The organism is Actinosynnema sp. CS-041913, from assembly GCF_050942485.1.
Taxonomy (GTDB): domain Bacteria; phylum Actinomycetota; class Actinomycetes; order Mycobacteriales; family Pseudonocardiaceae; genus Actinosynnema.
The window spans coordinates 6,062,677-6,084,937 of record NZ_CP192037.1; the positions used below are offsets into that span (position 1 = coordinate 6,062,677).

The 22,261-nt window shown below is 69.4% G+C and carries 12 protein-coding genes and 2 pseudogenes; 6 read left to right on the forward strand and 8 right to left on the reverse strand.

Features of this window, described 5'->3' with window-relative positions; genetic code table 11:
* Positions 1-145: 145 nt before the first annotated feature.
* A complete protein-coding gene (locus ACQPZF_RS27285; protein ID WP_433261605.1) occupies positions 146-1,384 on the reverse strand; it encodes a NucA/NucB deoxyribonuclease domain-containing protein in 1,239 nt (412 codons plus the stop codon).
* A 603-nt stretch (positions 1,385-1,987) separates the two neighbouring features.
* On the opposite strand from ACQPZF_RS27285, the gene ACQPZF_RS27290 reads away from it, so the two are divergent.
* The gene (locus tag ACQPZF_RS27290) at positions 1,988-2,272 is read left to right on the forward strand and encodes a hypothetical protein (protein WP_433261607.1); all 285 of its coding nucleotides are present in this window, start codon (positions 1,988-1,990) and stop codon (positions 2,270-2,272) included.
* Between the two features lie 179 nt (positions 2,273-2,451).
* Here ACQPZF_RS27290 and ACQPZF_RS27295 read toward each other — a convergent pair.
* The 5 genes and pseudogenes from ACQPZF_RS27295 to ACQPZF_RS27315 all read right to left on the reverse strand — a co-directional run.
* Positions 2,452-2,766: pseudogene (locus tag ACQPZF_RS27295) on the reverse strand (transposase family protein); the annotation flags it as partial.
* A 35-nt stretch (positions 2,767-2,801) separates the two neighbouring features.
* A complete protein-coding gene (locus ACQPZF_RS27300; RefSeq protein ID WP_433274714.1) occupies positions 2,802-3,059 on the reverse strand; it encodes an integrase core domain-containing protein in 258 nt (85 codons plus the stop codon).
* A gap of 140 nt (positions 3,060-3,199) precedes the next feature.
* Positions 3,200-3,805, reverse strand: a pseudogene (locus ACQPZF_RS27305) (DDE-type integrase/transposase/recombinase); the annotation flags it as partial.
* The gene (locus ACQPZF_RS27310; RefSeq protein WP_433261609.1) at positions 3,805-4,239 is read right to left on the reverse strand and encodes a transposase; all 435 of its coding nucleotides are present in this window, start codon (positions 4,237-4,239) and stop codon (positions 3,805-3,807) included. The pseudogene ACQPZF_RS27305 and the gene ACQPZF_RS27310, both read right to left, overlap by 1 nt.
* Before the next feature lie 384 nt (positions 4,240-4,623).
* Entirely contained in the window at positions 4,624-7,863 is a 3,240-nt protein-coding gene (locus ACQPZF_RS27315; RefSeq protein WP_433261611.1) for a hypothetical protein, read from the reverse strand.
* A 414-nt stretch (positions 7,864-8,277) separates the two neighbouring features.
* On the opposite strand from ACQPZF_RS27315, the gene ACQPZF_RS27320 reads away from it, so the two are divergent.
* Genes ACQPZF_RS27320 through ACQPZF_RS27335 form a run of 4 tightly spaced genes read left to right on the forward strand, consistent with a single transcriptional unit; the run spans position 8,278 to position 17,223 of the window.
* Positions 8,278-9,819: a DUF2397 family protein gene (locus tag ACQPZF_RS27320; RefSeq protein ID WP_433261613.1), complete on the forward strand. Its 1,542-nt coding sequence runs from the start codon at positions 8,278-8,280 to the stop codon at positions 9,817-9,819.
* Positions 9,816-11,066, forward strand: coding sequence for a DUF2398 family protein (locus ACQPZF_RS27325; protein ID WP_433261615.1), 1,251 nt, complete (start codon positions 9,816-9,818; stop codon positions 11,064-11,066). The genes ACQPZF_RS27320 and ACQPZF_RS27325 overlap by 4 nt, the downstream gene beginning before the upstream one ends.
* The gene (locus ACQPZF_RS27330; protein WP_433261617.1) at positions 11,063-16,012 is read left to right on the forward strand and encodes an SbcC/MukB-like Walker B domain-containing protein; all 4,950 of its coding nucleotides are present in this window, start codon (positions 11,063-11,065) and stop codon (positions 16,010-16,012) included. The genes ACQPZF_RS27325 and ACQPZF_RS27330 overlap by 4 nt, the downstream gene beginning before the upstream one ends.
* Positions 16,012-17,223: a DUF2399 domain-containing protein gene (locus ACQPZF_RS27335; RefSeq protein WP_433261619.1), complete on the forward strand. Its 1,212-nt coding sequence runs from the start codon at positions 16,012-16,014 to the stop codon at positions 17,221-17,223. Before ACQPZF_RS27330 ends, ACQPZF_RS27335 begins: the two co-directional genes overlap by 1 nt.
* Before the next feature lie 215 nt (positions 17,224-17,438).
* Here ACQPZF_RS27335 and ACQPZF_RS27340 read toward each other — a convergent pair whose 3' ends face one another.
* Together ACQPZF_RS27340 and ACQPZF_RS27345 are read right to left on the reverse strand one after the other, a co-directional pair.
* Entirely contained in the window at positions 17,439-18,764 is a 1,326-nt protein-coding gene (locus tag ACQPZF_RS27340) for a hypothetical protein (protein WP_433261622.1), read from the reverse strand.
* A 289-nt stretch (positions 18,765-19,053) separates the two neighbouring features.
* On the reverse strand, positions 19,054-20,298 hold the full coding sequence (locus ACQPZF_RS27345) for an IS110 family transposase (RefSeq protein WP_433261624.1): 1,245 nt from the start codon (positions 20,296-20,298) through the stop codon (positions 19,054-19,056).
* Between the two features lie 518 nt (positions 20,299-20,816).
* Between ACQPZF_RS27345 and ACQPZF_RS27350 the strand changes: the two genes are divergently transcribed.
* Complete coding sequence (locus tag ACQPZF_RS27350) at positions 20,817-22,022, forward strand: IS110 family transposase (protein ID WP_433261626.1); 1,206 nt, start codon at positions 20,817-20,819, stop codon at positions 22,020-22,022.
* Positions 22,023-22,261: the final 239 nt, after the last annotated feature.

The following is a 22,261-nucleotide window of genomic DNA, read 5'->3' on the forward strand; positions in this document are numbered from 1 at the left end:
CTCGCTGCGACTGGCTGATGGTGGCGGGCGGCGGGCGGAGCCGTCCGGGTCAGGTCGTCTGACGATACTGATCCGGACGGCACCTTGTGGGCCGAATCGTCCGCAGAATCAGTCGGCTGTCCCGCGGCTGGTCACCAGCGATCGCTTACGGGCTGATGTAGATACGGAACGTGTCACCGTCGAGCATGCGTTCCCTGCGGTTGAACTGGGTGTGGATGCCGCCCTGGGCGTTGTTCTCGGTGGCGGTGATCATGCAGACGCTGACGCCGGAGTAGCCGGTTTGGCCGGGCAGGGCGAAGTTGCACCCTTCGAAGGTTCGGCGGGTGCCACCGGCGCTGAGGCCCTCGCGGGACGTGGCGATCGGGTACTCGTCGCAACTGAGGCCCGCGATGCTCGGTGCGTCACCGCAGGCCAACTGGCGATTGGCGTCCACGATCGCAGAGTTGGTCGTGTAGGTGAGCGGGTATCCGTACTGGCCGCCGGGCAGGCCGGATGCCTGCGCGCGCTCCACGTGGGCTGCCAAGGAGGGGTACTGTGAGCGGCTGTAGTACATCTCCGGCTGGGACCAGGGCACCACGCAGCCGATCGTGGTCGTGCCGGCGGTGGCGTTGTCGCACCGGATCTCCAGCATCGCGTACTCGGCCTTCTCCGGAGTGTAGCTGCCGTTGAGGAAGAGAAGGTCCCACGTGGTGGTGCAAGCGCCCTTCGCGCCGGAGATGCGCACGGTGGTCTCGAAGCTCGCCTCGCCGTCCTTGAAGCTGTGGAGCGGACTCAGGTTTTGGCGAGGGAACGCCGAGTTGAGTCGGGTGCAGTTGCCTTCGAAGCGGATCTCGCCCTGCACCGTGGCGTTCAACGCGTCACCCCAGCCGAAGTAGGCCGACACCTGAATCTGGTGCGCCCACACAGGCAGCGTCGTAGACGTGTACGCGTAGGGGTAGATGCGCATCGACGCCGAGCCAGTCAGGACCCAGATGCCGTTTTGCAACCGCTCGGTCGAGTACTTGAGCCGCCGCAGTTCGCATAACTGTGTGCGGGTGCCCCAGAAGCCCCCGTCCACGGACTTGGTGCAGAACTCCGGTAAAGGCTGGATTGTCTGGGACGACACCTGGTTCTGCGGCACCGGGAGTTCCTCGACGTCGTCCGTGTCGACCTCATGCAGGCATGCCCTCGTCAGTCCGTCAGACGACGGCTCGCACTCTGACATCGTGACGCGTGCCTGTGTCCGCACCGACTCCGGCGCGGGGACCGCATTGCGCGTCGGACTGCCGGGAACCGGCATCCCCGACGACGGTGACGTCACCGTCGGGCGTGAAGACTTCTCCTGCTCGCCTGAGGCACCGGCCGTCAACGTGGCCAGACTGCCCGCCAGCGCCAGCGCGATCATCAGGCCACCTCGGACACATAGTAATCGAGACACACATCCCCCTCAATCGAAAAATATGAAACATCGCGGTAACCAGCAGGCGGGCGGCGTAAGAAGCTAGTCGTCAATGGGCACGACGCACAACAATCGGTCGATCCAGGCATCGACAGCGCGTGATGCGGCAGTGGTCTCGCCCGACCCTCAGACCGCTGCCCCCTTACTGTTCCCTCGTGCGGTCGATCAACAGTCGTCGACGGCGCAAGATGCTTCCAGTCGCGGAGAGCCACAAGAAACCGCCGTAGTGGTGAACGTCGCACACCCCCGAGAACGGTGCGGTGAGTAACGAACGCAAACAACTAGTTTAATCAGATCGGACTAACCGATCAGGCTGGTGTGTAGCAGACGGCAGGTAAGGTTGTCGCGCTCTGCGGCCGCGAGTCCCGAATACATGGCAAACGAGTGAAATCGGCGCTGTACGCGCACCTCTCCGACTGGCCCGCTCGGAGCAGAGGTAATGCACGCCCCAACAATTGTTGTTCAAATTCGCACGGAGTCGCCACCGTCGCGCTAGGCTGCGCCCCCATGGGGGGAAGGGAACTGGCCGAGGAACATGCCCGGAGAGCGGTGACTGAGTTGGGTCACGCCGTGCTCGACTTGTTCGGCGACCCGATACTGGCCCGCCTGTGGGCGGCGGAACAGCTCCGTCGCAGCACCGAGGAACAGGTCGGCATGCTGCTCCGGGAGGCACGGCGAGAACACCGATCAGGACAACCAGTACACAGTGCCTACACCTGGGAGGAACTCGGGGAGCTACTCGGCATGTCGCCCCAGGGGGCACGTCAGCGGATGCTGCGGCGCCGCACACCGCTGGACCCGCTCAATCCCCGTGATCGACAGAATTCGGAGTGACGCCCGGTTTCTTTGTGGCCGCTGTGGGCAGAGGGCCAGTCCAGGCCCGGCCAGCCGAACGCGGGCTCGGCATGCCTGTTTGTGCAGCTCGGCACCGGAAAGACCGCCGCAAGCCCAGGTGGTGGAGTTTGCGAGATCGTACTGTGCCCGACGGCCGCCGGGTTGAGCCTTTTCCAACCTCACCCGGCCGCAAGATGAAGAGCCGGAACGGCTCGGGTCAGGTCGGTGATGCGGGTGGTGGAGCAGCGGAGTCTGCGCAGAAGTCGCCAGGCTTTGAGGATCGAGACGGCACGTTCGCCCAGTGCGCGGATGCGGGCGTGAGAGCGGTTGACCGCCTGCTGTCCTGGCGAGAGGTTGTGCCATCTGCCGCGGTAGGGAACGCGGATCGCACCGCCGGCGCCTCGGTAGGCCTTGTCCGCCCAGCATGGGATGTCCGCTGCGGTGAGGGCGTCGACGATGCCGTGGGTGCGTGCTGCGGTCAGGTCGTGGGCCGAGCGGTAGTTGTCAATTCAAGTGAGACAGGTTGTGTCTACGGGGTCGGTTGCAGTTGCTCGACGGGCTGGTTGATCCAGGCCACGTCGGGCAGTGCGGGTGGACGGGGACGGCGTGCGAAACGCTCCGGATATCGGGCATAGGCGCGGTCGAGGACGCCCTGGCGTTGATCGCGGATCTGGTCGGCGGTTCCGAAGTGGACGGACGCGGGGGTGTGCATGCCGATGCCGGAGTGGCGGTGTTCGTGGTTGTAGGCGAGGAAGAACTCCTCGCAGAACGCGCGTGCGTCCTGCAGGGAGCCGACCGGTCGGGAAAGTCGGGCATGTACTTCATCGTCTTGAACTGCGCTTCGGAGTAGGGGTTGTCGTTCGAGACGCGGGGACGGGAGTGCGACCGGAGTACGCCGAGGTCGACCAGGAGCTCGGAGACCGGTTTGGAGACCATGGCGCCGCTGCGGTCGGCGTGGACCGTGTGCGGCGCGGTGCCGTTGCGGGCGACGGCGTCGGCGAGGAAGTCCCTCGCCACGACCGCGTCCTCCGCGGCGGCGACCAGCCACCCGGTGACGTACCGGGAGAAGATGTCCAGCACGACGTAGCAGCGGTACCAGACGCCTTTCACCGAGCCTTTCAGCGCGGTGATGTCCCAGGACCACACCTGGCCCGGGCCGCGGGCGAGTAGTTCCGGACGCGCCCGCGGAGGGTGGGTGGCGACGCGGCGGCGTTCGCGGACCTGCCCGGCGGCGCGTGCGTTCCGGTACATCGTCGACACCGAGCACCGGTAGCGGCCCTCGTCCAGTTCGCGTGCCCACACCTGCGGGACCGCCAGGTCCCGGTAGGCCGGGCCGGCCAACACCTCCAGCACCCCGGCGCGTTCGGCGGCGTCCAGGGCGTGCGGCGGCGGACACCGGCGCGGCCGGGGGCCGTGAACCGGACCCGGCGTCCCGGCGTGGCGGTAGTGCGTGGCCCGGGACCTGCCGGTCAACGCGCACGAGGTCGTTACCGGCACGTCGGCGGCGCGCAGCTCGGCGAACGCGGCCGTCATCACCTCCCGTGCGGCCTGTCCTCGTCCGCGCTCTCGGAGAGTTCCCGCAAGAGCGCGTGAGCTTTTCCCATGATGTCCAGCGCCATCCGGGTCCTGGTCGGATCGGAGGTCAACTTCTCGTTCTGCCGGCGCAGTTTCTCCAGGTCGATCTGCTCGGCGGTCCTGCGCGCCGGTGTCGCCGAGGCCGTCGATTCCGCGGGCCCGCCGCCCAGTCGGCCCGCGTCGCGGGCCCGGGTCCACTCGATGACGTGCGAGGAGTACAGGCCCTCGCGGCGCAGGATCGCGCCTTTCTGCCCGTTCGGGGCGTTCTCGTATTCGGCGACCAGGGCGAGCTTGTACTCGGCGGTGAACCTCCGCCGGGACGGGCGCGCGGCCGGATCGGCTGGCGTCCCACCAGAGGAACGCCGGGGCGGCTTGTCGGATGGGGTGGACACGAGCATAAGGATCTCCGATCCCGCCCTTGGCCAGGAACCCCGCTCACACGAGGTGTCTCACAGCAGTCTGACCGAGAGGGATCCGCCAGCGGATCTTGGCGGTTCTGACCAGGTCACACAGCCGGACGTCGGCGGGCAAGGTCGAGAGCCAGTAGTTCCGTGGGCTCGGCGGTGCCGTTTGTAGACCGCGCCGCTGGACGTGGTCCGGCTCAAGCCCGCGTCGGCGGCGAGCGGGCGGAATGGTCACAAACTTTCCGGGACCTCGCGGCTGTCCGAGCGAGGGGTGACGGGTGCCGGTAGAGGGCGACGACCGGAGTCGATCTACAACAACCAGTGGCACCTGTAGCCGGACACCGATGACTCAAGCCGACGACTTCCCCAGGATCAGGTTGCTGTGTGAAGAAAATCGTCGACGAGCAGCGGGATGACCTCCGGGTGGTGCCGGGTGATCACCGGCACGACGTTTGCCCAGTGGAGGAGCCGCAGCATCTCCGCCGCCGGCCGTCCGGTCGTGCCGAGACGGGTCTCCATCGCCAGGCGGTGCCACCCGCGCCCTCGCTCGTAGTCGGACGGCATGGTTCGGACCAGGTGTGCGGCCAGGTCTTCTGCACCGGTGTTGGCCAACGCCACCGCCGCCCTCGCCCGCTGCTCGGGGTGGGTGATTACCGCCGCCTGGCTCGCGGATCGACCCTCCAGCGCGGCTTCGAGCGACTCGGTGAATGTCGTCAACGTCGAAAGACCGCTCGGCGTCCTGGTTTCCGCGAGTTGGCCGGTGGCCGTACCGAGGGTGGAGGATCGTGCGGCGGCACTGTGCAGGGCTGCGGACAGGTGACGGACACGGCCTAGGTCGCGTCGAGCTGCGGCCGCCTCAAGCACACCAAGCAGCGCGTCCGGGCGGTCGTCGTCGTTCGAGATCTCGTCGAGGCACGCGTTCGCCACGTCGACCGCGCCCGTGTGCTCGGCGGACCGGGCGATGGACGCACGCAGCGCGTTGCGCCGCTCCTTGGGCACGAGAAAGGCCAAGTGCAGGGCATCGGCGGTGAACGGTCGCCGCGCCAGGGCGGTGGCGACCACTCGCCACGCCGGGTCTGTCTTGCACCGCATGATTGTGGTGACCGCTCTGGTCAGCTCTCCGGTATCGATCAGCGCTTCCGTAGTGACAGCGAGGGCCTCCTCCCTGCGGTGTCGGTCGGATAGGCCAAGGGATATCTCCAGCGCGGCGGCGGTCTCTCCCATTTCGGCGGCGGCGCGCACGACTGCCACGAGTACCCGTTCGTCGTCACCGGCATATGCGGTCGCCAAAGGCAGATCGCCGGTCAAGGCCGTTGCCGCGGCGAGTTGATCGGCGAACTCGGTGCCGTACCCGTGGTCCTCGACCTTCGCGATGAGGCGCTTCGCGGCAACGGCGTCACCGCACCGCGCGGCCGCCTGCGCCACGACCGCCATCCCACGCAGGTCGTCGACAGGGTCGGTGCCGGCCGCGACGAGGTTCATCGTCGCGGAAAGGAGCTGCTCGGCCATTCCCGGACTTCCGGCGACCGCGGCACGGCGGGCCACGGCCACCAAGGCCGCGCTGTCCGCCGCGCGCGTCGCGAGCTTCGCCGCACGTGGCAAGTCACCCGCGTCTGCGACGGCGACCGTGAGCGCACGGGTGTTCCGGGTGCCGCCGACCTCAGCCAACCGGTCCTCAAGCTCGGCGGCCTGGTGCTTCGGCCAGGGCACGGCCCCGAGCAGGTGGACGATGAGCGGGCGCGCGTCCGGTGCGTTGAGCGATGCGACGAGGTCCACCACGGTTGGGAAATCGCCGAACCTTGCCGCCACCTCCGCTCGCGCACCGGCCACCTCGACCTCGAACGCTCCCGAGCGGAACAAAGAGCGGATTGTGGAGTCGGCGACGTCGTACGGTAATAGCCGTGACGCGGCGCGCGTGATGTGGCGCAACGTGTTCCGGACCTCCCATCGGGGAATGCCCGGCAGGAGCCGAACGGCGTGATCGAGGTGGCGGCGGGCACGGTCCGTGTCCGGGGAGACCTCCGCTATGCCCAGGCACATGCGCAGCCGGGCGGTCTCGTCGTCGATGTAGTTGATCGCGACGTCCGACTGCCCGGCACCCCACCGGGCCTCGATCGCCCGACCGATCTCCCCGAAGTCGTCGGCTGACAGACTTGTTCGCGAGCGCAGGACGGCGAATACCCCGGCCGGATCTCCGACCGCGACCGCCGCCTTGGCGAGCGCCGCGACCGCCCGGCTTCGGGATGTCGGCTCGTCCACCAGGCTGAGTTGCTGCTCGGCGCGGGAAAGCGTGGATCTCGCGCCGTCGACGTCCTGCTCGGCAAGTTCGACCGCGACGAGCGCCAGTGCCTCGATGCGGTCCACGACCGAGCCGATGGCGTCGGCGAGTTCCGCTGCCCGCTGCTGTCGACCGAGTGCCGCCCACGCGGCCGGCAGGTCGACGGGAATCGCCGCGCTACGGTTTCTCAGCCGCTGCCGGTTGAGCGCGAGTCGGGTCATCGCGGTCACGGCGACCTCGTTTCGCGCGAGCAGCTTCTCCTCGGTCGCGACGAGCTGGCTCAGGGCCTCAGAATCGCTTCCCGAGACCTTTCGCATCAGGTCGATCCGGTCGCGGTCAGTCGCGACCGCGACCATCCGGACGACATCCTCGTCCGCGGCCACCATGCGGAAGTACCCGTGCAGCAGGTATTCCGGCGTCGGCATCGGCCATCGGCGGTCCCGATAGGTATCGGCCCACCGGTGGATGCGTGCCCGGTGCTCGTCCACCGCGGCTCCCAGGTGCGTCGCGGCCTCCGCCAACAATTCGGTGTGGCTCAGGAGGTACACCTCGCCCGCGGTCCATGGGCTCGGCCGTGAGGCGAAACTCCGGCAGGCGGTGGAGGCGAGCCGCTCAGTCATCTCGCGCGCGGGCACGTCGGTCAGCTCCGCCAAGTCCTCCGCCGACAACCCTCCGCCCGACGCCACGACGAACGCCACCAGATCGCGTTGCCCGGTCAGCAATCCGCGCAATTCCCTTTCCTTGTCCGACCGGCTCACGGTAGCCGCCGGGGACGTCTCCAGTTCACGGACCAAGGAGCTCGTGCGAAGCGGGTGGTCCTGAGGCAGGTCGTAGGGCAGCGGGCGGTGTGACCGGCTCGCTACAACGACGTTCGCGCCGAAAGGTGGGGTGAGGGGGAGCAACCCGGCAACACTGTAATCGTCCGGCCCCGTCGTGACACCGCGGTCTTCGTCGAGACCGTCCACCAGGAGGACGAGCCGCTCCTTCCGAGAGCGGCACAACGCCGCCGCGTCCTCCAACATGCCCAACAGGTGCGCTTCTCCGGTCGCCTCGGATAATAGCACCGGGGGTGTTTCGCCCAGCATTTCGGATAACTGCCCGAGGACGTTTTCGATGAACGCGCCGCGATGGTTCTGGCCAGCCATCCGAGCGGTAACGAAGAAAGATATGATCCGCACCCCAGGAGGGGGATTCAGGGTGAACCACGACAACAACGCCGACTTGCCCGCCCACGGCTCACCCTGCCACCAGGCGTAGGCCCCGGACCGCGACGAGCAGAACTCGGCCAGTTCCGCGAGTTCGGCCTCGCGCCCGACGAGGTCCTTCGGTGCCATGCGCCTTACCTGGTGCAGGTATCGGGACCGGAAAGGAGTGCCTGACGTGAGGTGCACGTCCCCGATGTGCACGCCTGCGTTCGCGTAGCCGCCGGGTGCGGTCGCGGCACCGTGCAGGTACCCGGCCTGCACCACGGGGCCGGACGACGCGTCGGCAACGGTGTTCGACACGGTCCGGCGCGCGCGAACGGGAGCAGGTCTTCCCGTCTCGTCGGGTCCGCCGCCCCTGTCGCCCACCCACAGATCATTGCGCATCACCGCGCGTCGACAATAGTTCGATCATCAGACGGGGACTTCGCGCTCAGTCGGACTGTCAGGTTATGGTGTCCCCGCCGGGATCGTTCAAACGCGACGTCGAACAAGTAAGCCGCACTATTGCGGCAATGATGCGCAGTCGTGTCCGAAAGGGGTGCGGTGAGGGATCCGCGACGGTGGTGGCAGGAGGTCGAGGCGGACGATTGGGCCGCGTTCGCCACGTCCGACGACCTCGTGCGGGAGCGGTACACGGCGCTTCTGGCGGCCCTGGAGGAACTGTCGACGCGTGGACCGATGGCCACCCTGGCGGACATCTCCGCCCAGGCAAGGGTGGTCGGCTACCACGACCCCCTACCGGAAGGTGATCTCCGCGAGTCGCTGGACAGGCTGGCGCAATGGGGGTTCGCCGAACCTTTCCGGGACTACGCCGCGCCGGTCCGCAGCCTCCAAGGCGTGATCGTCAGGCAGGAGGCGTGGGCGCTGACCCGCAAGGGGCGTGGCATCGTCGCCGCGGTGCGCCTGGCCGTGGTCGACGCCAGACGCGCCCTCCAGTTGCCCAGCAGGCTCCTGGACGGCGTGGAGAGCACGCTCCGCGCGCTGCTGGAGCACGCCGCGCACGACCCCGGTCGCCTGCCCATCGACCTCGACGACGTACGCACCCGGATCGACGAACTCCGCCGCGTCACCGCCGACTTCTACGACGCGCTCGCCCGCATCGTCCAGTCCGACGTCACCGACGACAGCGTGTTCGGCGACAACCGCGACCGCGTCATCGAGGCACTGCGGCAGTTTCCCCGCGAGTACGGGAGAGCACTGCGGCGGGTGGAGCACGCGCTGGAAGATCTCCAAGCCGCCGGGCACCACGCCGTCGCGGAGGCCGCTGTCGCCCACGCCGGCCTCATCGACGCCGCCGAGCAGCAGAGCTGGGTGGAAGACCGGGTGCGCAGGCTCACCGACCTGACGGCGTGGTTCCACCAGGACGGCGGCGTACACCGGCTGATCGGCTCGGCGACCGGCGCGGTGCACACGCTGCTCGTGGCCATCGACCGCCGCTACACGGCCCGCCGCCGGGGTTCCGACCTCGGGCACGACTTCCGACTGCTGGCCCGCAGCCTCCACCGTCAGTCGACCGACGAGGAGGCCCGGCGCGTGTACGCGGCGGCCTTCGGCGACTGGCCGGCGTGGCACGCGGTGCCCCGGATGGTCGAGGAGAGCGTTGCGCACGGCACCCTGGCCGCAGCGGGCCGGACCAGGCACCAGGTCGAGGTGACGCTACGCGAGCACGAACGTCACGGACCGCCCAGCGGTCGACCGCGCAAGCTCGCGGACACGAGCCGGGAACGTGCGGCGGCAGCGGCCCAAGCAGCGGAGGAAGCGTCCCAGCGCAGGCACCTCACCACGTTGCTCGCTACTGAAGGCGAGGTATCGCTGGACCACTTCACCGGGTACGCGTCCGCCGCCGTAGCAGTCCTGTTACGCGCGGTGGAGGTGGCGCTTGCCCAGTTCGACCCGGATACCGGCACCGGCCAGGCGTACGCGGACGGTGCGAGCGTGCGGGTGCTCGTCAGGGTCGGCACACCGGGTCGTACCGTCCGCGTTCGGCTCGCGGACGGTGTTCTGGCCGCACCGGACCTGCGGGTACGTGTGATTCCGTCGGGCGACATCGGCATCCGCGAGGAGCGGAAGGGCGGTGTCGCGTGAGCGTCGTCCGCGCACTGGTACCGGAACTGCGTGAACCCGCCCGTCGGTTGGTCGCCACAGGGCGCATCCGAGCCGAGGTGGACGCCGAGTTGTACCGCGCCGCCGTCCGCGGACGACGGCAGCTGACCGACTTCTTCCGGTCGGAGCTCGGTTGGGAATTGGAGATCGCCGAGTCGGCGGAGCTGGTGCGGCTGCACAAGCGCCGGGCCGACGTGCCCGCCGAACGCGGCCCACGGCTGCGCCGCGACGGTCGGGACGCACACCTGGCGCCGAAGGACGTCTTGGCGCTCGTCGCGCTCGTGTGCGAGCAGCTGTGGCGCAGGCCTCGGATGAGCCTGCGTGAGCTGATGCAGGCCATCGCCCAAGTGTGCGCCTCGGAGGCGCCAACTGGTGGTTTGCCGCAGTTCAGGATCGTGGCGACCGACGGGACCGGGAAATCGGAGGCGAGGACCAGTCGGCTCAACCTGGTCGACGCGCTCAGGCTTTTGGTTGCCGAAGGCTCGATCTCGGTGGACGCGGACTTGGAGCGGATCGCCGGTCAGGACGACGGTGACCTGGTGGTCAGCGCGTCGAGGGAGCGGCTGGCCATGAAGTTCTCCTCGCTGTCACCAACCCTGCTCGGCTTGGACGGCGTGGATCCGGAGCGCCACGTCACGGTGCTGTCCGCGGACGTGCTGGCCGACGACACGGCGGCGCACGATGAGCCGACGGTCGACGACCGACGGCTACTCGCGTTGCGCCGCCTGGTCGACGACCCGGCGGCCGACCCGCTCGACGACCGGGCGCCGATGCCCTACCTCCACACGCCCGCCGGTCGCGAGCGGGCGCTGGAAGTCGTCGCGGCGCTGGGGTTCGCTACGACGGCCCGCCGCGACTGGTGGGAGATCACCGATCCCAGCGGCATCGGCACGCTCGTCGACTTCCCCAACGGTCGCCGCAACGAGCGGCAGGCGGCGCTCGCGCTGCTGGACGCCCTGACCTTGCGCCCCGAACCGCGCGCGGTGCTCGGCATCGCCGAGGTCGTCGCACTGTTCGAGCGGGTGCGGACCACATTGCCCCGCTGGGCCGCGGCGTACGAGCACAGACTGCCCGCGCTGGCCCGCGCCGCCGCGGCGGAGCTGGTGGCGGTGGGGCTGCTCGTCCCACTGCACCACGACATCTGGGAGCCGACACCAGGCGTCCACCTCTGGCGGATCAAGGTCCAGCAAACCGCCGTACAGCTCACCGAGGAGCCGACCGACCGATGAACATCACCAAACACCCGGTCGGCGATCTGGACGCCGTGCGCGACTTGCCCTCGGTCGGGGCTCCCACTGCCGAAGGGCGTTGGCAGCCATCGAGGGCGGGCGTCGTCAACTCCTGGGCGTGGTCCAACGAGATCCTCGTCTTCGCCGACGGGTGGATGACCCTGACCGGCCCCAACGGATCGGGCAAGTCGCTCACCGCGTCGATGCTCATCACGCTGCTGCTGGACGGGGACACCTCGCAGACGGCGCTGTCGGTGTCGGGCAAGGCGGCGGGAACACTGACCAGCAGGCACACCGACCGCAACGAGCGCGAGGACCGTACCGGGGCTTGGTGGCTGGAGTACGGCCGCCACGAACCGCGGACCGGGAAAATCTCGTACCTGACCACAGGGTTGTGGCTGCGCGCGGTCGGCGGGAACCTCCAGCGCGCATTCTTCATCAGCCCCGGCCGAGTGGGCGAACACCTCGTGCTCGAACGCGACGGCGACCCCGTGCGGATCGACGACCTCGCCACCCAGCTCGCGACCACCGAGGGGGAGCTCTTCACCTCGGCGCAGGCATTGCGCTCGAAGGCACGCGACCACCTCGCCGCCGTGAACGACGAGCCAGGGTACCGAAACGCCGTGCGCATCCGCCTCTTCACCCCGCTGGACGAGGTGCAGTTCGAGGCACTGACAGGAGTGCTGCGCAGCCTCCGGAGCCTGCGCACGGCCGAGGCGATCCCACCCGCGCAGATGCGCGCCGTGTTGACCGAGGCGCTGCCCGCACTGGACCCCGACCGGCTGACGGTCATCGGCGAGGCGATGGAACGCATCTCCGAACTCGAGACCCAACTGGCCGACATGCGTGACGAGGCCAGGCAACTGGCCACCACCGACAAACGCTACCAGCGCTACGTCGAAGCGCTCGTTGACGTCGAGGCGGCGCAGCTCACCGCAGCCAACACCGAGTTCGATGCCCAGACGCGTCGAACCCGCGAAGCCACCGCGGCCCTGGAGACCGCGCAACAGAAGCAGCAGGAGGCAGCCGGACAGCTGAAAGTCCTGAACACCCGCATCTCCGCCCTCGAAGGCCGTCGCGAAGCAGCGGACACCGCCCTGCGCGACCACGCCGGAGCCGAACTTCCGCACATGGAACGTCGTGCCGCGGAGTTGGCTCGGGAAGCCGAACGCGCCGCGGGCCGCGCGGAAAGCGCCGCCAAGGAGGCCACGACCGCGGCGGAGCAGTCCGAAGAAGCGGCGATGACGGCACAGGAGGCCGGGGAGCACCTGGCCACGCTGTCCGACGAACTGCGCGCCGCGTCCCGCGCCGTGGGCGCCGACGCCGTTCTCGAACAGTTGGCCGCCACGACGGCCCTGCTCAGCGCGGGGCGGCACGGTGAGACCTCGGTGGCGGACGTAACGCAGACCTGCGCCACTCCGGCGGCGTGGGCGGACGCACGCGTCGTCCAGGTGCAGCGGGTCGACGACGCGCTCAGGGCACACGCGTCGGCGCAGGACAGGGAGCGGGCAGCGGCGGAGGAACTGCGCCGGGCCGAGCACCTGGACGACGAGGCGCGCAGCAATGCCGATGAGTCCGTTCGGCTGCGCCGAGCCGCCGAGGCCGCTCTGCTGGAGTCGATCGCCGAGTGGGAGGCGGCCGCCCGCCATTTCGGGCCGGTGCCTCGTGAGCTGACCGAGCCCCGTGACGGCACGGACGACCCCTTGGCCATCGACCGCATAGTCACCTGGCTAGCCGAGGCTCGGGACGATGCCCGCACTCGGATCGATCTGGTGGGCCGACGCCAAGCCGCAGCGACGGCCACGGCGCTGGTGGCCGAAGCCGTCCGCGCGCTCAACCAGGCACGTGCCGATCACGACAGCGCTGTCGGCCGGTCGGAAATCGCGGCATCCGCCCTGCGTGAGGAGCGCGAGCGGGTGCTGGCCGAGGAGTCGCGCGACGCGGGGGAACGCGCCGCGGCCGACCAGGCGCACCGGCGGGACGTGGACGAGGCCCGACGGAACGTCGCCGCGGCCGAGGAAACCGTTGCAGCGGCCGACCTGGCCGCCCACCGGGCCGCGACGTTGTGGATCGAGCAGGCTTACCGGTGGCGCGGGGCAGCTCGCTTCGTGAACGCGGTCGTCCTGCCCGAAGCCGACGAGCACGATGTCGACCCCGCTGTCGTGCGTCTGGCGGTGGAGCAGGCGCACGCCCAGGCCCGCGTCGGGCTCGGGCTCGCCGTGGCCGACGCCCGGCACGACGTCGACCGGACCGAGTCCGCAGTCGCGGAGCTGACGGCGGACCTGGAGGAGGCGCGTCGCGCGGCACCGGTGCCGCAGGCTGCCCCGTGGCGTGACCGCCGGCCGGAGGACGGCGTCCCGCTGTGGGCGCTCGTGGACTTCGCCGGCCACCTGTCGACGGAGGAAGCGGACCGGCTGGAGGGCGCGCTCCTGGTCGCCGGGCTGCTCGACGCGCTGGTGACGCCCGACGGTCAGGCACTCGCGGGCGACCTCGTCATCACCACCGGCCGCCCGGTGCCCGGGCGCTCCCTCGGCGACCTGCTCGACGTGGAGAGTTCTCCCGCGATCCCTGCGGAACGCGTTCGGGCCCTGCTCCAGTCCATCCCGATCGACGGCGACGCCGAGCACGGCCGGGTGCGTTCGGGCGTCCTCACCGCGGCGGCGCCCACGGGCTACCGGACGAAGTTCATCGGCCGCACCACCCGTGAGCGGGCTCGCCTGCGGCGGGTCGCGGACCTGGAAGGAGCGCTGGCCGGTGCGAGGAACGACGTCGCCGCCGCTCGCCGAGAACTCGCGGACCGTGAGGCCGACGTCCTCGCCGCGACAGCGGAACGAGACGCGTTCCCGCCGCACGACGAACTGGTGGCCGCGCGCCGCAGAGCCGAGCGACGGCACACCGCCGCCGAAACGGCACGGCGCGAGGCCGCCGACCGCATCGCACGGGCCGATCTGGCGAAGCAGCAGGTCCTCGCCCGGCTGGATGCCGCCGCAGTCGGACGATCGACCCGGATCGCTGTAGCCGAACAACAACTACGGCACACCGCGGACGTCGCCGCCGGAGCACGGCTCAAGGTCGAGGCCGCGGAGCAGGTGGTCGAGGAACGTCGAGCCGCCGAAAGCGGGACCTCGGCGGGCCTCGCCGCCGCCGAGGAAGCACAGCGGGAAGCCGATGCGGAGCACGCATCGTTTCCCCCGATGTCCGAGGTCCGTGCGGCCCAGCTCGGCGAGGACCGCTGTGCGGAGGACTTGCGCAGGTCGGAGGCAGCCGTCATCGCGGCGGCTGAACGTCATCGGGAGGCCGGTGGGGCGGTCCACGAAGCGTTGCGCGAGCTCAACCGCCAGGCCACGCTGCCGGACGGTACGTTGCTGCCGACCGAGCGGACGGCGTTGGCTGCCCACGGCACGACCGTCGCCTACCTCGGGCACCGCGTGGAGTTGTGGGGCCAGGCGGCGACCAGGGTGATCGGGCTGTTCCACCAGGCCCGTCGCGCCGAAGGACTCACGCGGCAGAGGGCGGAGGTCCTGGCCGAGGCCCGCGCCGAAGCCGAGGAGGCGCGGCTGACCGCCGTCCGTGAGGCTTCCGCCGTGGCCGAGGCTCGGGAGCTGTACGGCGCGGAGTACGAACAGTTGCGCGCCACGCGGCAGCGGATCACCGACGACCTCACGAAGGCCAAGGACGACGCCATGTCCATGGCGGAACTAGGACAGCGAGCCGGGGAGGCAGCCGCCGCTGCGAAAGCCACGCTCGACGGGATCGCCCCGCAGCGGGAAGCCGCCGAACAACGGCGCGACACGCGGCTCCGACAGTTCGGCGCGCTCGTGGACGAGGGATTCGCCTCGGTGCCCGACGACCTGCCCCGCACCCCGGCGGGCAAGCCCGCGCACCTCACCGCCGCGCTCCAGTGGGCGAGGCGCCTGCTCGCCGACCACTCCGCGACCGGCGACCGGCTCGGCGCTCTTGTGCAAGCACGCAGCCGCGCCCTGGCACAGCTGGAATCGAGCGTGCGCACGACCAGCACCGCGCTGGCGCGGTTCGACCGGCAAGTCGTGCTGGTCACCGTCGACGACACCGAGTGGCGTCGCGCCGTGGTCGCCGATCCGGGTGCGACCAGGGGCGAGGATCTGCACGTCGCCGTGGGGAAACTGGAGGCGACAGCCACGCAGCTGGAGGACGACCTCCGAGACGACGTCAAGCGCACTCTGAAGACCAGTTTGTTCACGGAGCTGCGACGCGACATCCTGGTCCGCCGTGACGCGGCCCAGGAACTCGTCCGACAGATCCGCAGGACGCTCGACGGCGTCCGCACCGGCGTGGCCAAGGTCGGCGTGCAGGTGGAGTGGAACGTCCGGGAGGACGAGGACGCCCGCCGCATGGTCGACTTGATCTCCCAGCCGCAGTCCGACGACATCTTCGAGGACATGTACATCGTCCTGAAGCAGCGGATGAGCGAGAAGGTGGGCGACTCCTGGAAGGACCGGGTCGCACACACCTTCGACTACCGCTCCTGGCACGACTGGAGAATCACGGTCACCCACTCGTCGTTCACCGATCAGAAACAGGAGAAGTTCCGCGAGGTGACCGCGCGGTCCAACCCGCTGGACTCGTTGTCCACCGGGGAGCGGAGGCTGGCGACCATGCTGCCGCTTCTTGCCGCAGCGTGGTCCATGTACTCCGGCGAGCACTACAACGGTCCCCGGTGGGTGTCGATCGACGAGATCGACGCCGCGTTCGACGAGCCCAACCTCCGCCAAGTACTCGCGCTGCTGCGTTCGTGGAAGTTCGACGTGCTGGCGACCGCGCCGTTCATCACCCCGATGCTCAAGAAGGAGAGCGGGCAGGTGGTCGTCCACCAAGTCGTGACCGCGGGCAGGCACCGCGTCACGGTGCCGTGGCTGTGGAAGGGACACGGTGAGGCGGAGCCGCTGACCTTGAACCTGGGTGCGTGATGGCGGTCGACATCGCCGCCCTGGCGGCCGACCGAGACCTGACCGCATTGTGGACTGCCGTCCACGAGCGACTGTGCGCCGGTCGCCAGCCCGCAACGATCGCGCGTGTGCGGGTCAAAGGACTGTCGAGCGTCGGGCTGGCCACCTTGAGGACGTGGGTCGACACCAGTGCCCGCCGTCGGCGCGACCAGTCCGCGGTGGTGGCGAGCGGTGACGTGACGGTAGTGCCCCTGCGCGACGTGCTCACCGCCCTGGGCCTGTCGGCCGAAGATCTCCAGCAGTTGGTGGAGACCGCGGTGGGACGGCCCGTGGTCGACGTGGCCGCCGCACGGCGAGCCACATCGGCGCAACGGCTGGGCCTGTGGGCAGACGTCGAGGAGGTACTGGCTTTGTTGCCGCGCTTGGTAGCCAGGATGCGGGCGGCCGGGACGGATGACGAGACATCGGTACGGCAGTTGGCAGGGGCGTTGGCACAAGTGGTGTCGCGGTTGCCCTGCACACCACCGACCAGCCTGGCGAAGCTGTCCCACGACTGCGCGGGCGATCCCCATTACTTCGACCTGGACCGACTGCCCGGCGTGCGGTTGGTGGCCGCGGTGGCGGAGTTGACCGGCGTGCCCGAACCCCGGCGGCCTGATCTGATGCGCGCGATGCTCGCCGGGATCGGCATCCTCGCGGACCGGTTGTCTGCGACGGTCTTGCTACACCAGGTGCGAGTGCGCGGAACCGGCCCGATCGACTTGAGGTTGCGGGAAGCGACGACTCCGGTGGCTCTCACGCTCCTGGACCTGACCGTGCACCCGCCGACATTCGCGCCGCAGTTGCTCACCGTCGTGGAGAACCCTTCCGTGTTGGAAGCGGCGATGACCCACGGCAGCCCGCTCGCGTTCGCTTGCACCAGCGGCCAGCTCGGCAGCGTCGACCACGCGCTGTTGCAACTGGCCGTCGATCACGGTGTGAGCCTCCGGTACGCAGGCGACTTGGACGGTCCAGGGCTGCAGATCGCCAACGTGGTGGCCGAGACCTATGGCGCCCGACTCGTCGCCATGTCAGCAGACACCGTCGAGCAGGCCGGACGGGAGCCGTCCGGTGTGCCTCTCGGCGAGCTTCCGGTGTGGCTCGACCAACGGCTGAGTGACGCACTCCGCTCATCGGGACGTGTCGTATGCCAGGAGCACGACGCAGTGCTCCGGAACTTGTTCACGTCCTGAACGTTCCGACGGTATGGGACGTGACGCGGACCGGATCCGGGTTCCGGTCCAAGGGGACGACTCGACAATGCTCAACCCCGCACGAGGACGTGTCTCGCGTGGGCCTTGCAGGTGGGCTTGCTCCGGACAGTGTCAGCGATGCGGCCAGCACGCAGCCAATCTGGGCTCGGGAAGGGACCGGCCGTCGCCGTCCACGTTGAACACCTGGAGCGCTATCAGGCACTCGACGACGAACGACGGGTCCGGCACCACCAGCTCAGCAGCGGCTCGAGGTCCGCTCGGCTGACACCGGCCGAACCGATCACCTCGACCATCGTGTCGTACGCGGTGTTCAGCCGCTGATCCGCCAAACCGACCTGCGCCACGATCGAGGATGTGCCGCTCGGTGTGTCAAGCTCGCTCCAGCCTACCCGCGCTTCGGCCTCCCATTCCGGAGGAGTTCTGTGCGTTCGCACCGTCACCCCTGGACCAGCTGCGCCGCATGTTCCACCAACGACGCCAGCCACCGGTGACTCGGAGCAGTTCATTGCGCCGTTCCTCGTGAACACGGTCGCCTCGACGGACCACACGCACAGCGTCGCCAGGTCGTAGCGACGGAGGGTCACGGTGCTCAACGACAAGGCTCCCGTTGCGCGGAAGCTCGCTTGGTCGATCCGCGCGAACGCGTGCCGCCACAGCGTCATCTGGTCCTGTCCTGACCCGACCACCACAGAACGCGTCACCTCTGGTGCTGCGAGCGTCCGAGTCTGGGCTAGCTCCAGCGCCTCAAGGCATGACTGTTCGTGCGGCGCATGACACCGACCAGGTCGTCCAACACGACCCGCCACTCCCCCGGGCTTGCCTGAGACGGGCTGTTCCTCGAACTGACTCCGACTCTCCACCTGAAGCGGGAAGAAGCGGTTACCCACGGCCGCCGCGGGGTGTACCGCCTCGGGAACCAGGTGGATACCGGTCGCGCGACCCCTAGCACGACTCGCATCCGGTGGCGGTGGTCGCCCAACAGGTCGTCGATTTGAGCCGCCGTCAGCGGTGAGCGCATGCCGTACTCCAAAGATGTCACACGGCACGCCACCGTGGTGCTGGACGACGGCGAACCGGTACAGCCCTTCGGGGTTCCCGGCCCTCGATCCGGCAAGCTTCGTGAGAATGGCCTTCCGCTGCTCGTGGTCGATCACCTCGTCCAAGCCGTCGACCGGGACGAGCCAGCTGCCACCCGGAATCGGCGGCTCGGCGAAGAACCCGGGCGGCCACGAGTGGAGCAGCCCGAGGGCGCTCAGATTTGCGCGGACGCTCGCGGCGATCGCCTCGGGCAGCGGCGAGGAAGCGACGAAGTCGGTGGCCAGGACGCGCACCGGGGCGGGTGGAGTCTCACCGCGCAGCCAGCGCTCGACCAGGAAGGTGACCGCGGAACGCAGCAGACTCGACTTCCCGGCGCCGGGGCCGCCGACGAGCAGGCTGTCCTCGGAGCGGTCGAACAGGACGCCGGCCGGAAAACCCGACGCCGGGTCAGTGGACGCCTCGGACAGGGTGTCCTCGGGCAAGGCGTCCTGCTGGATGTGGACGTCGGACAGCGGCGGCGTCCAGTCACCGGAGACGGCGGGATACGGGTGGTGTCGGGCCGCGCGGACGGCGGTCCTGAGGTAGGTGAGCAGATTCGGTCCGGCGACCGCCCAGCCCCCCGTTACCTTTTTCGTAGCTCCTGATCAAGGAGTCGTGGTCGCCAGGTCCGGCATGACTGACGCCCCCAGTCGAGCGCATGATCCGGGGGGTGGTGTCACCGGACCTGGTGGCATCGAGGGACCGCTGATAGACCTCCGATCTTGCTAACTGTCAAGCCGCAGCTCCGGTTGGGGTGTCGAGCTGGGTGTCGAATGCCTTGATCGGGTCGTAGGTCTGGCCGGTCTGGAGGCAGTGGTGGAGCTGTCCGAGGAAGCGGTTGAACAGATGGCGCAGGGCGGCGGCGTGCCGGTCGCCGTGTGCCCGGCGGCGTTGGTAGTGGTCGCGTGGTGCGCCGGCTCGGCCGATGCTGGCGAAGGCCCAGACGAATCCGGTGGCGTTGAGGCGGTCGTTCTTGACGGTGCGGCGGGTGATGGAGATGCTGCGGCCGGAGGCCCGTGTGACGGGTGCGGAGCCGGCGTAGGCCTTGAGTGAGCGGGCATCGGTGAAGCGTGTGCGGTCGTCGCCGATCTCGCCCAGGACGCGGGCCCCGGACAGGTCGGCCAGGCCGGGGAAGCTGGTGATGATCGCGTAGTCCGGATGCTGTTGGAACGCCGCCGTGGTGGACTCGGTGAGCCGGTCCGCGCCGGCGCACTCGGCGTTGAGGGTGGCCAGCAGCGCGAGCGCCTGGTGGCCGAACGCCTCCTCGACCAGCGGCGGTTGCCGCAGCTGCGGCTTGCGAAGGTCGTTGAGGAGCTGCGCGGCCAGGGCGTCGATGCCGCGCTGGCGACCGGCGCGACGCAGGGCCGCGGCGATGCGCGCCTTGGTGATCTTCGTGGCGGCGGCGGGTGTCGGTGCCAGCTCCAGGACCATGCGCGCTTCGGGACTGGCGAGGTTGGTGGCACCGCCCTTCGCGAACGCGGCGAGAAACGCGGGGTAGTACTCGCGCAGCGCGGCGCGGAGTTCCTGTGTGGCGCGGGATCGCCGCCAGATGGCATCCTGGGTTGCGCGGGACAGCACCGCGACGGCCTGGGCGAGCTCGCTGTCGGCGGGCAGCGGCCGGTGGACGTGGGCGTCGGTGCGCAGGATGTTCGCCAAGGTCATGGCGTCGACGTGGTCGGATTTCTTGCGCGAGACGCTGTGTCGTTCGCGGTAGCGGGCCACTGCCATCGGGTTGATCGAGTAGACCCGTCGCTCGGTCTGTCGCAGGCCGGCGACCAGCAGGCCGCGCGGGGTCTCGATCGCGACCGGGATCGGGTCGGCCGCGGCGTCACCGGCGTCGGCGAGCATCGCCAGCAGCTCGGCGAAGCCGCTGGCCGAGTCGTCGATGCGGCGCTTGGACACCAGGACACCCTCGGCGTCGACCAGGGCGACGTCGTGGTGGTCCTCGGCCCAGTCGATCCCGCAGAACACCTTCACTCTGAACTTTCCCCTCGACTGACTGTCTGTGCTGGTCCGAACCCTGACGAGAACGCGCGGCGCCCTAATGACGAGGCTCTGTGGCCTGACCTCCGATTGAGCCGTTCGCGATCCCAGCGATCCGCGCGGGCACCGGTCTCGACGGAGAACTCGACGGTTCCCGGTCACTGAGGTGTCCTCCGCGCGGACGGGCTCGGACGACGAACAAACTGCCTGATCGAGTGAACGGGTGGAGCACGGACACGCCGGTCGCGCCGATCTATCAGGAGGGCTCATCAGCCCAGGGACACGGAAGACGTCCACCGGACACGTCCGGCCCCACCCGTCCGAACGAGCAAGTGGGAGCGCCGGCCTGCGGATCAGACCTGTGCGGCCGTGTCGCTAGAAGGCGTCACCCGTCAGCTCGTTCGGTAGTCATTAGGGACACGGCCGCCCGCCGGGCAGGTCTCGTCGTAACGTGGGTGCCGGCCGTCGATGCCCGACCGGCGACCACCCGCGATGAACGAACGGCAGGACGGATGACCAGCGGTTACCAGGTGTTCCTCGGCCTGGACGTCGGCAAGGGCGAACACCACGCCGTCGGCCTGGACCCGGCGGGCAAGCGGCTGCACGACGCGCCATTGCCCAACAGCGAACCGAGGCTGCGGGCGCTGTTCGACAAGCTCGCCGCGCACGGACCGCTGCTGGTGGTGGTCGACCAGCCAGCGACGATCGGCGCGCTGCCGGTCGCGGTAGCCCGCGCGGCCGGTCACCGGGTGGCCTACCTGCCGGGCCTGGCCATGCGCCGCATCGCCGACCTCTACCCCGGCCGGGCGAAAACCGACGCCCGGGACGCCTTCGTCATCGCCGACGCGGCCCGCTCGCTGCCGCACACCCTGCGCCCGGTCGACGTCGGCGACGACGCCCTGGCCGAGCTGGACGTGCTGGTCGGGTTCGACGACGACCTGGCCGGCGAGGCCACCCGCATCGCCAACCGCATCCGCGGCCTGCTCACCGGCGTCCACCCCGCCCTCGAACGCGCCATCGGGTCCAGGATCAGCCACCCGGCGGTGCTGGAGATCCTGTCCCGCTGCGGCGGCCCCACCGGCATCGCCAAGGCCGGACGCCGCAAACTCACCTCGATCGCCACCGCCCACGCACCGAGAATGGGCGACAAACTCGTCACCGCGATCCTGGCCGCGCTGGACGAACAAACCGTCGTCGTCCCCGGCACCACGGCCGCGGACACCGTGCTGCCCCGCCTGGCCGACAGCCTGAAAACCGTTCTCCGGCAACGCAAACAGGTCGCCACCGAGGTCGAAAGGATACTCGAAGCGCACCCTCTCGCCGGAGTCCTGACCTCGATGCCCGGCATCGGCGTCAGGACCGCAGCCCGCATCCTGCTCGAAATCGGCGACGCCACCGGGTTCAGGACCTCCGGCCACCTGGCCGCCTACGCCGGCATCGCCCCGGTCACCCGCAGCTCGGGCTCCTCCATCAAGGGCGAACACCCGGCCCGCACCGGCAACCGCAAACTCAAACGGGCGTTCTTCCTCGCCGCGTTCGCCGCCCTCTCCGATCCGACCAGCAGGGCCTACTACCAGCGGAAACGCGACGAAGGGAAGAAACACAACGCCGCGCTGATCTGCCTGGCCCGGCGCCGCTGCGACGTCCTGTTCGCCATGCTCCGCACCAAGACCAACTACCGGCACCCGGAGACCACTCCCGCCCCGGCTGCGGTTTGACAACCACATAGGGACACCCCCCGCGCGGAGCTGGGCGTCGTCGAGGTGGCGCAGCCAGTGCTGGTAGCTGATCCACGTGGTCTGCCCGAGGAGCGCCGCGTCGGCACACCTCTCTACGAGGCCACGCCGGTGCCCAGGCCAGTCTTTGAAACTGTCGAGGACGAATACTCAACTGTCGCGGGTTCGCCGTGAAATGGCTGTTCGTGAACAGACACACCACTACAACCGCGGAGACCCGC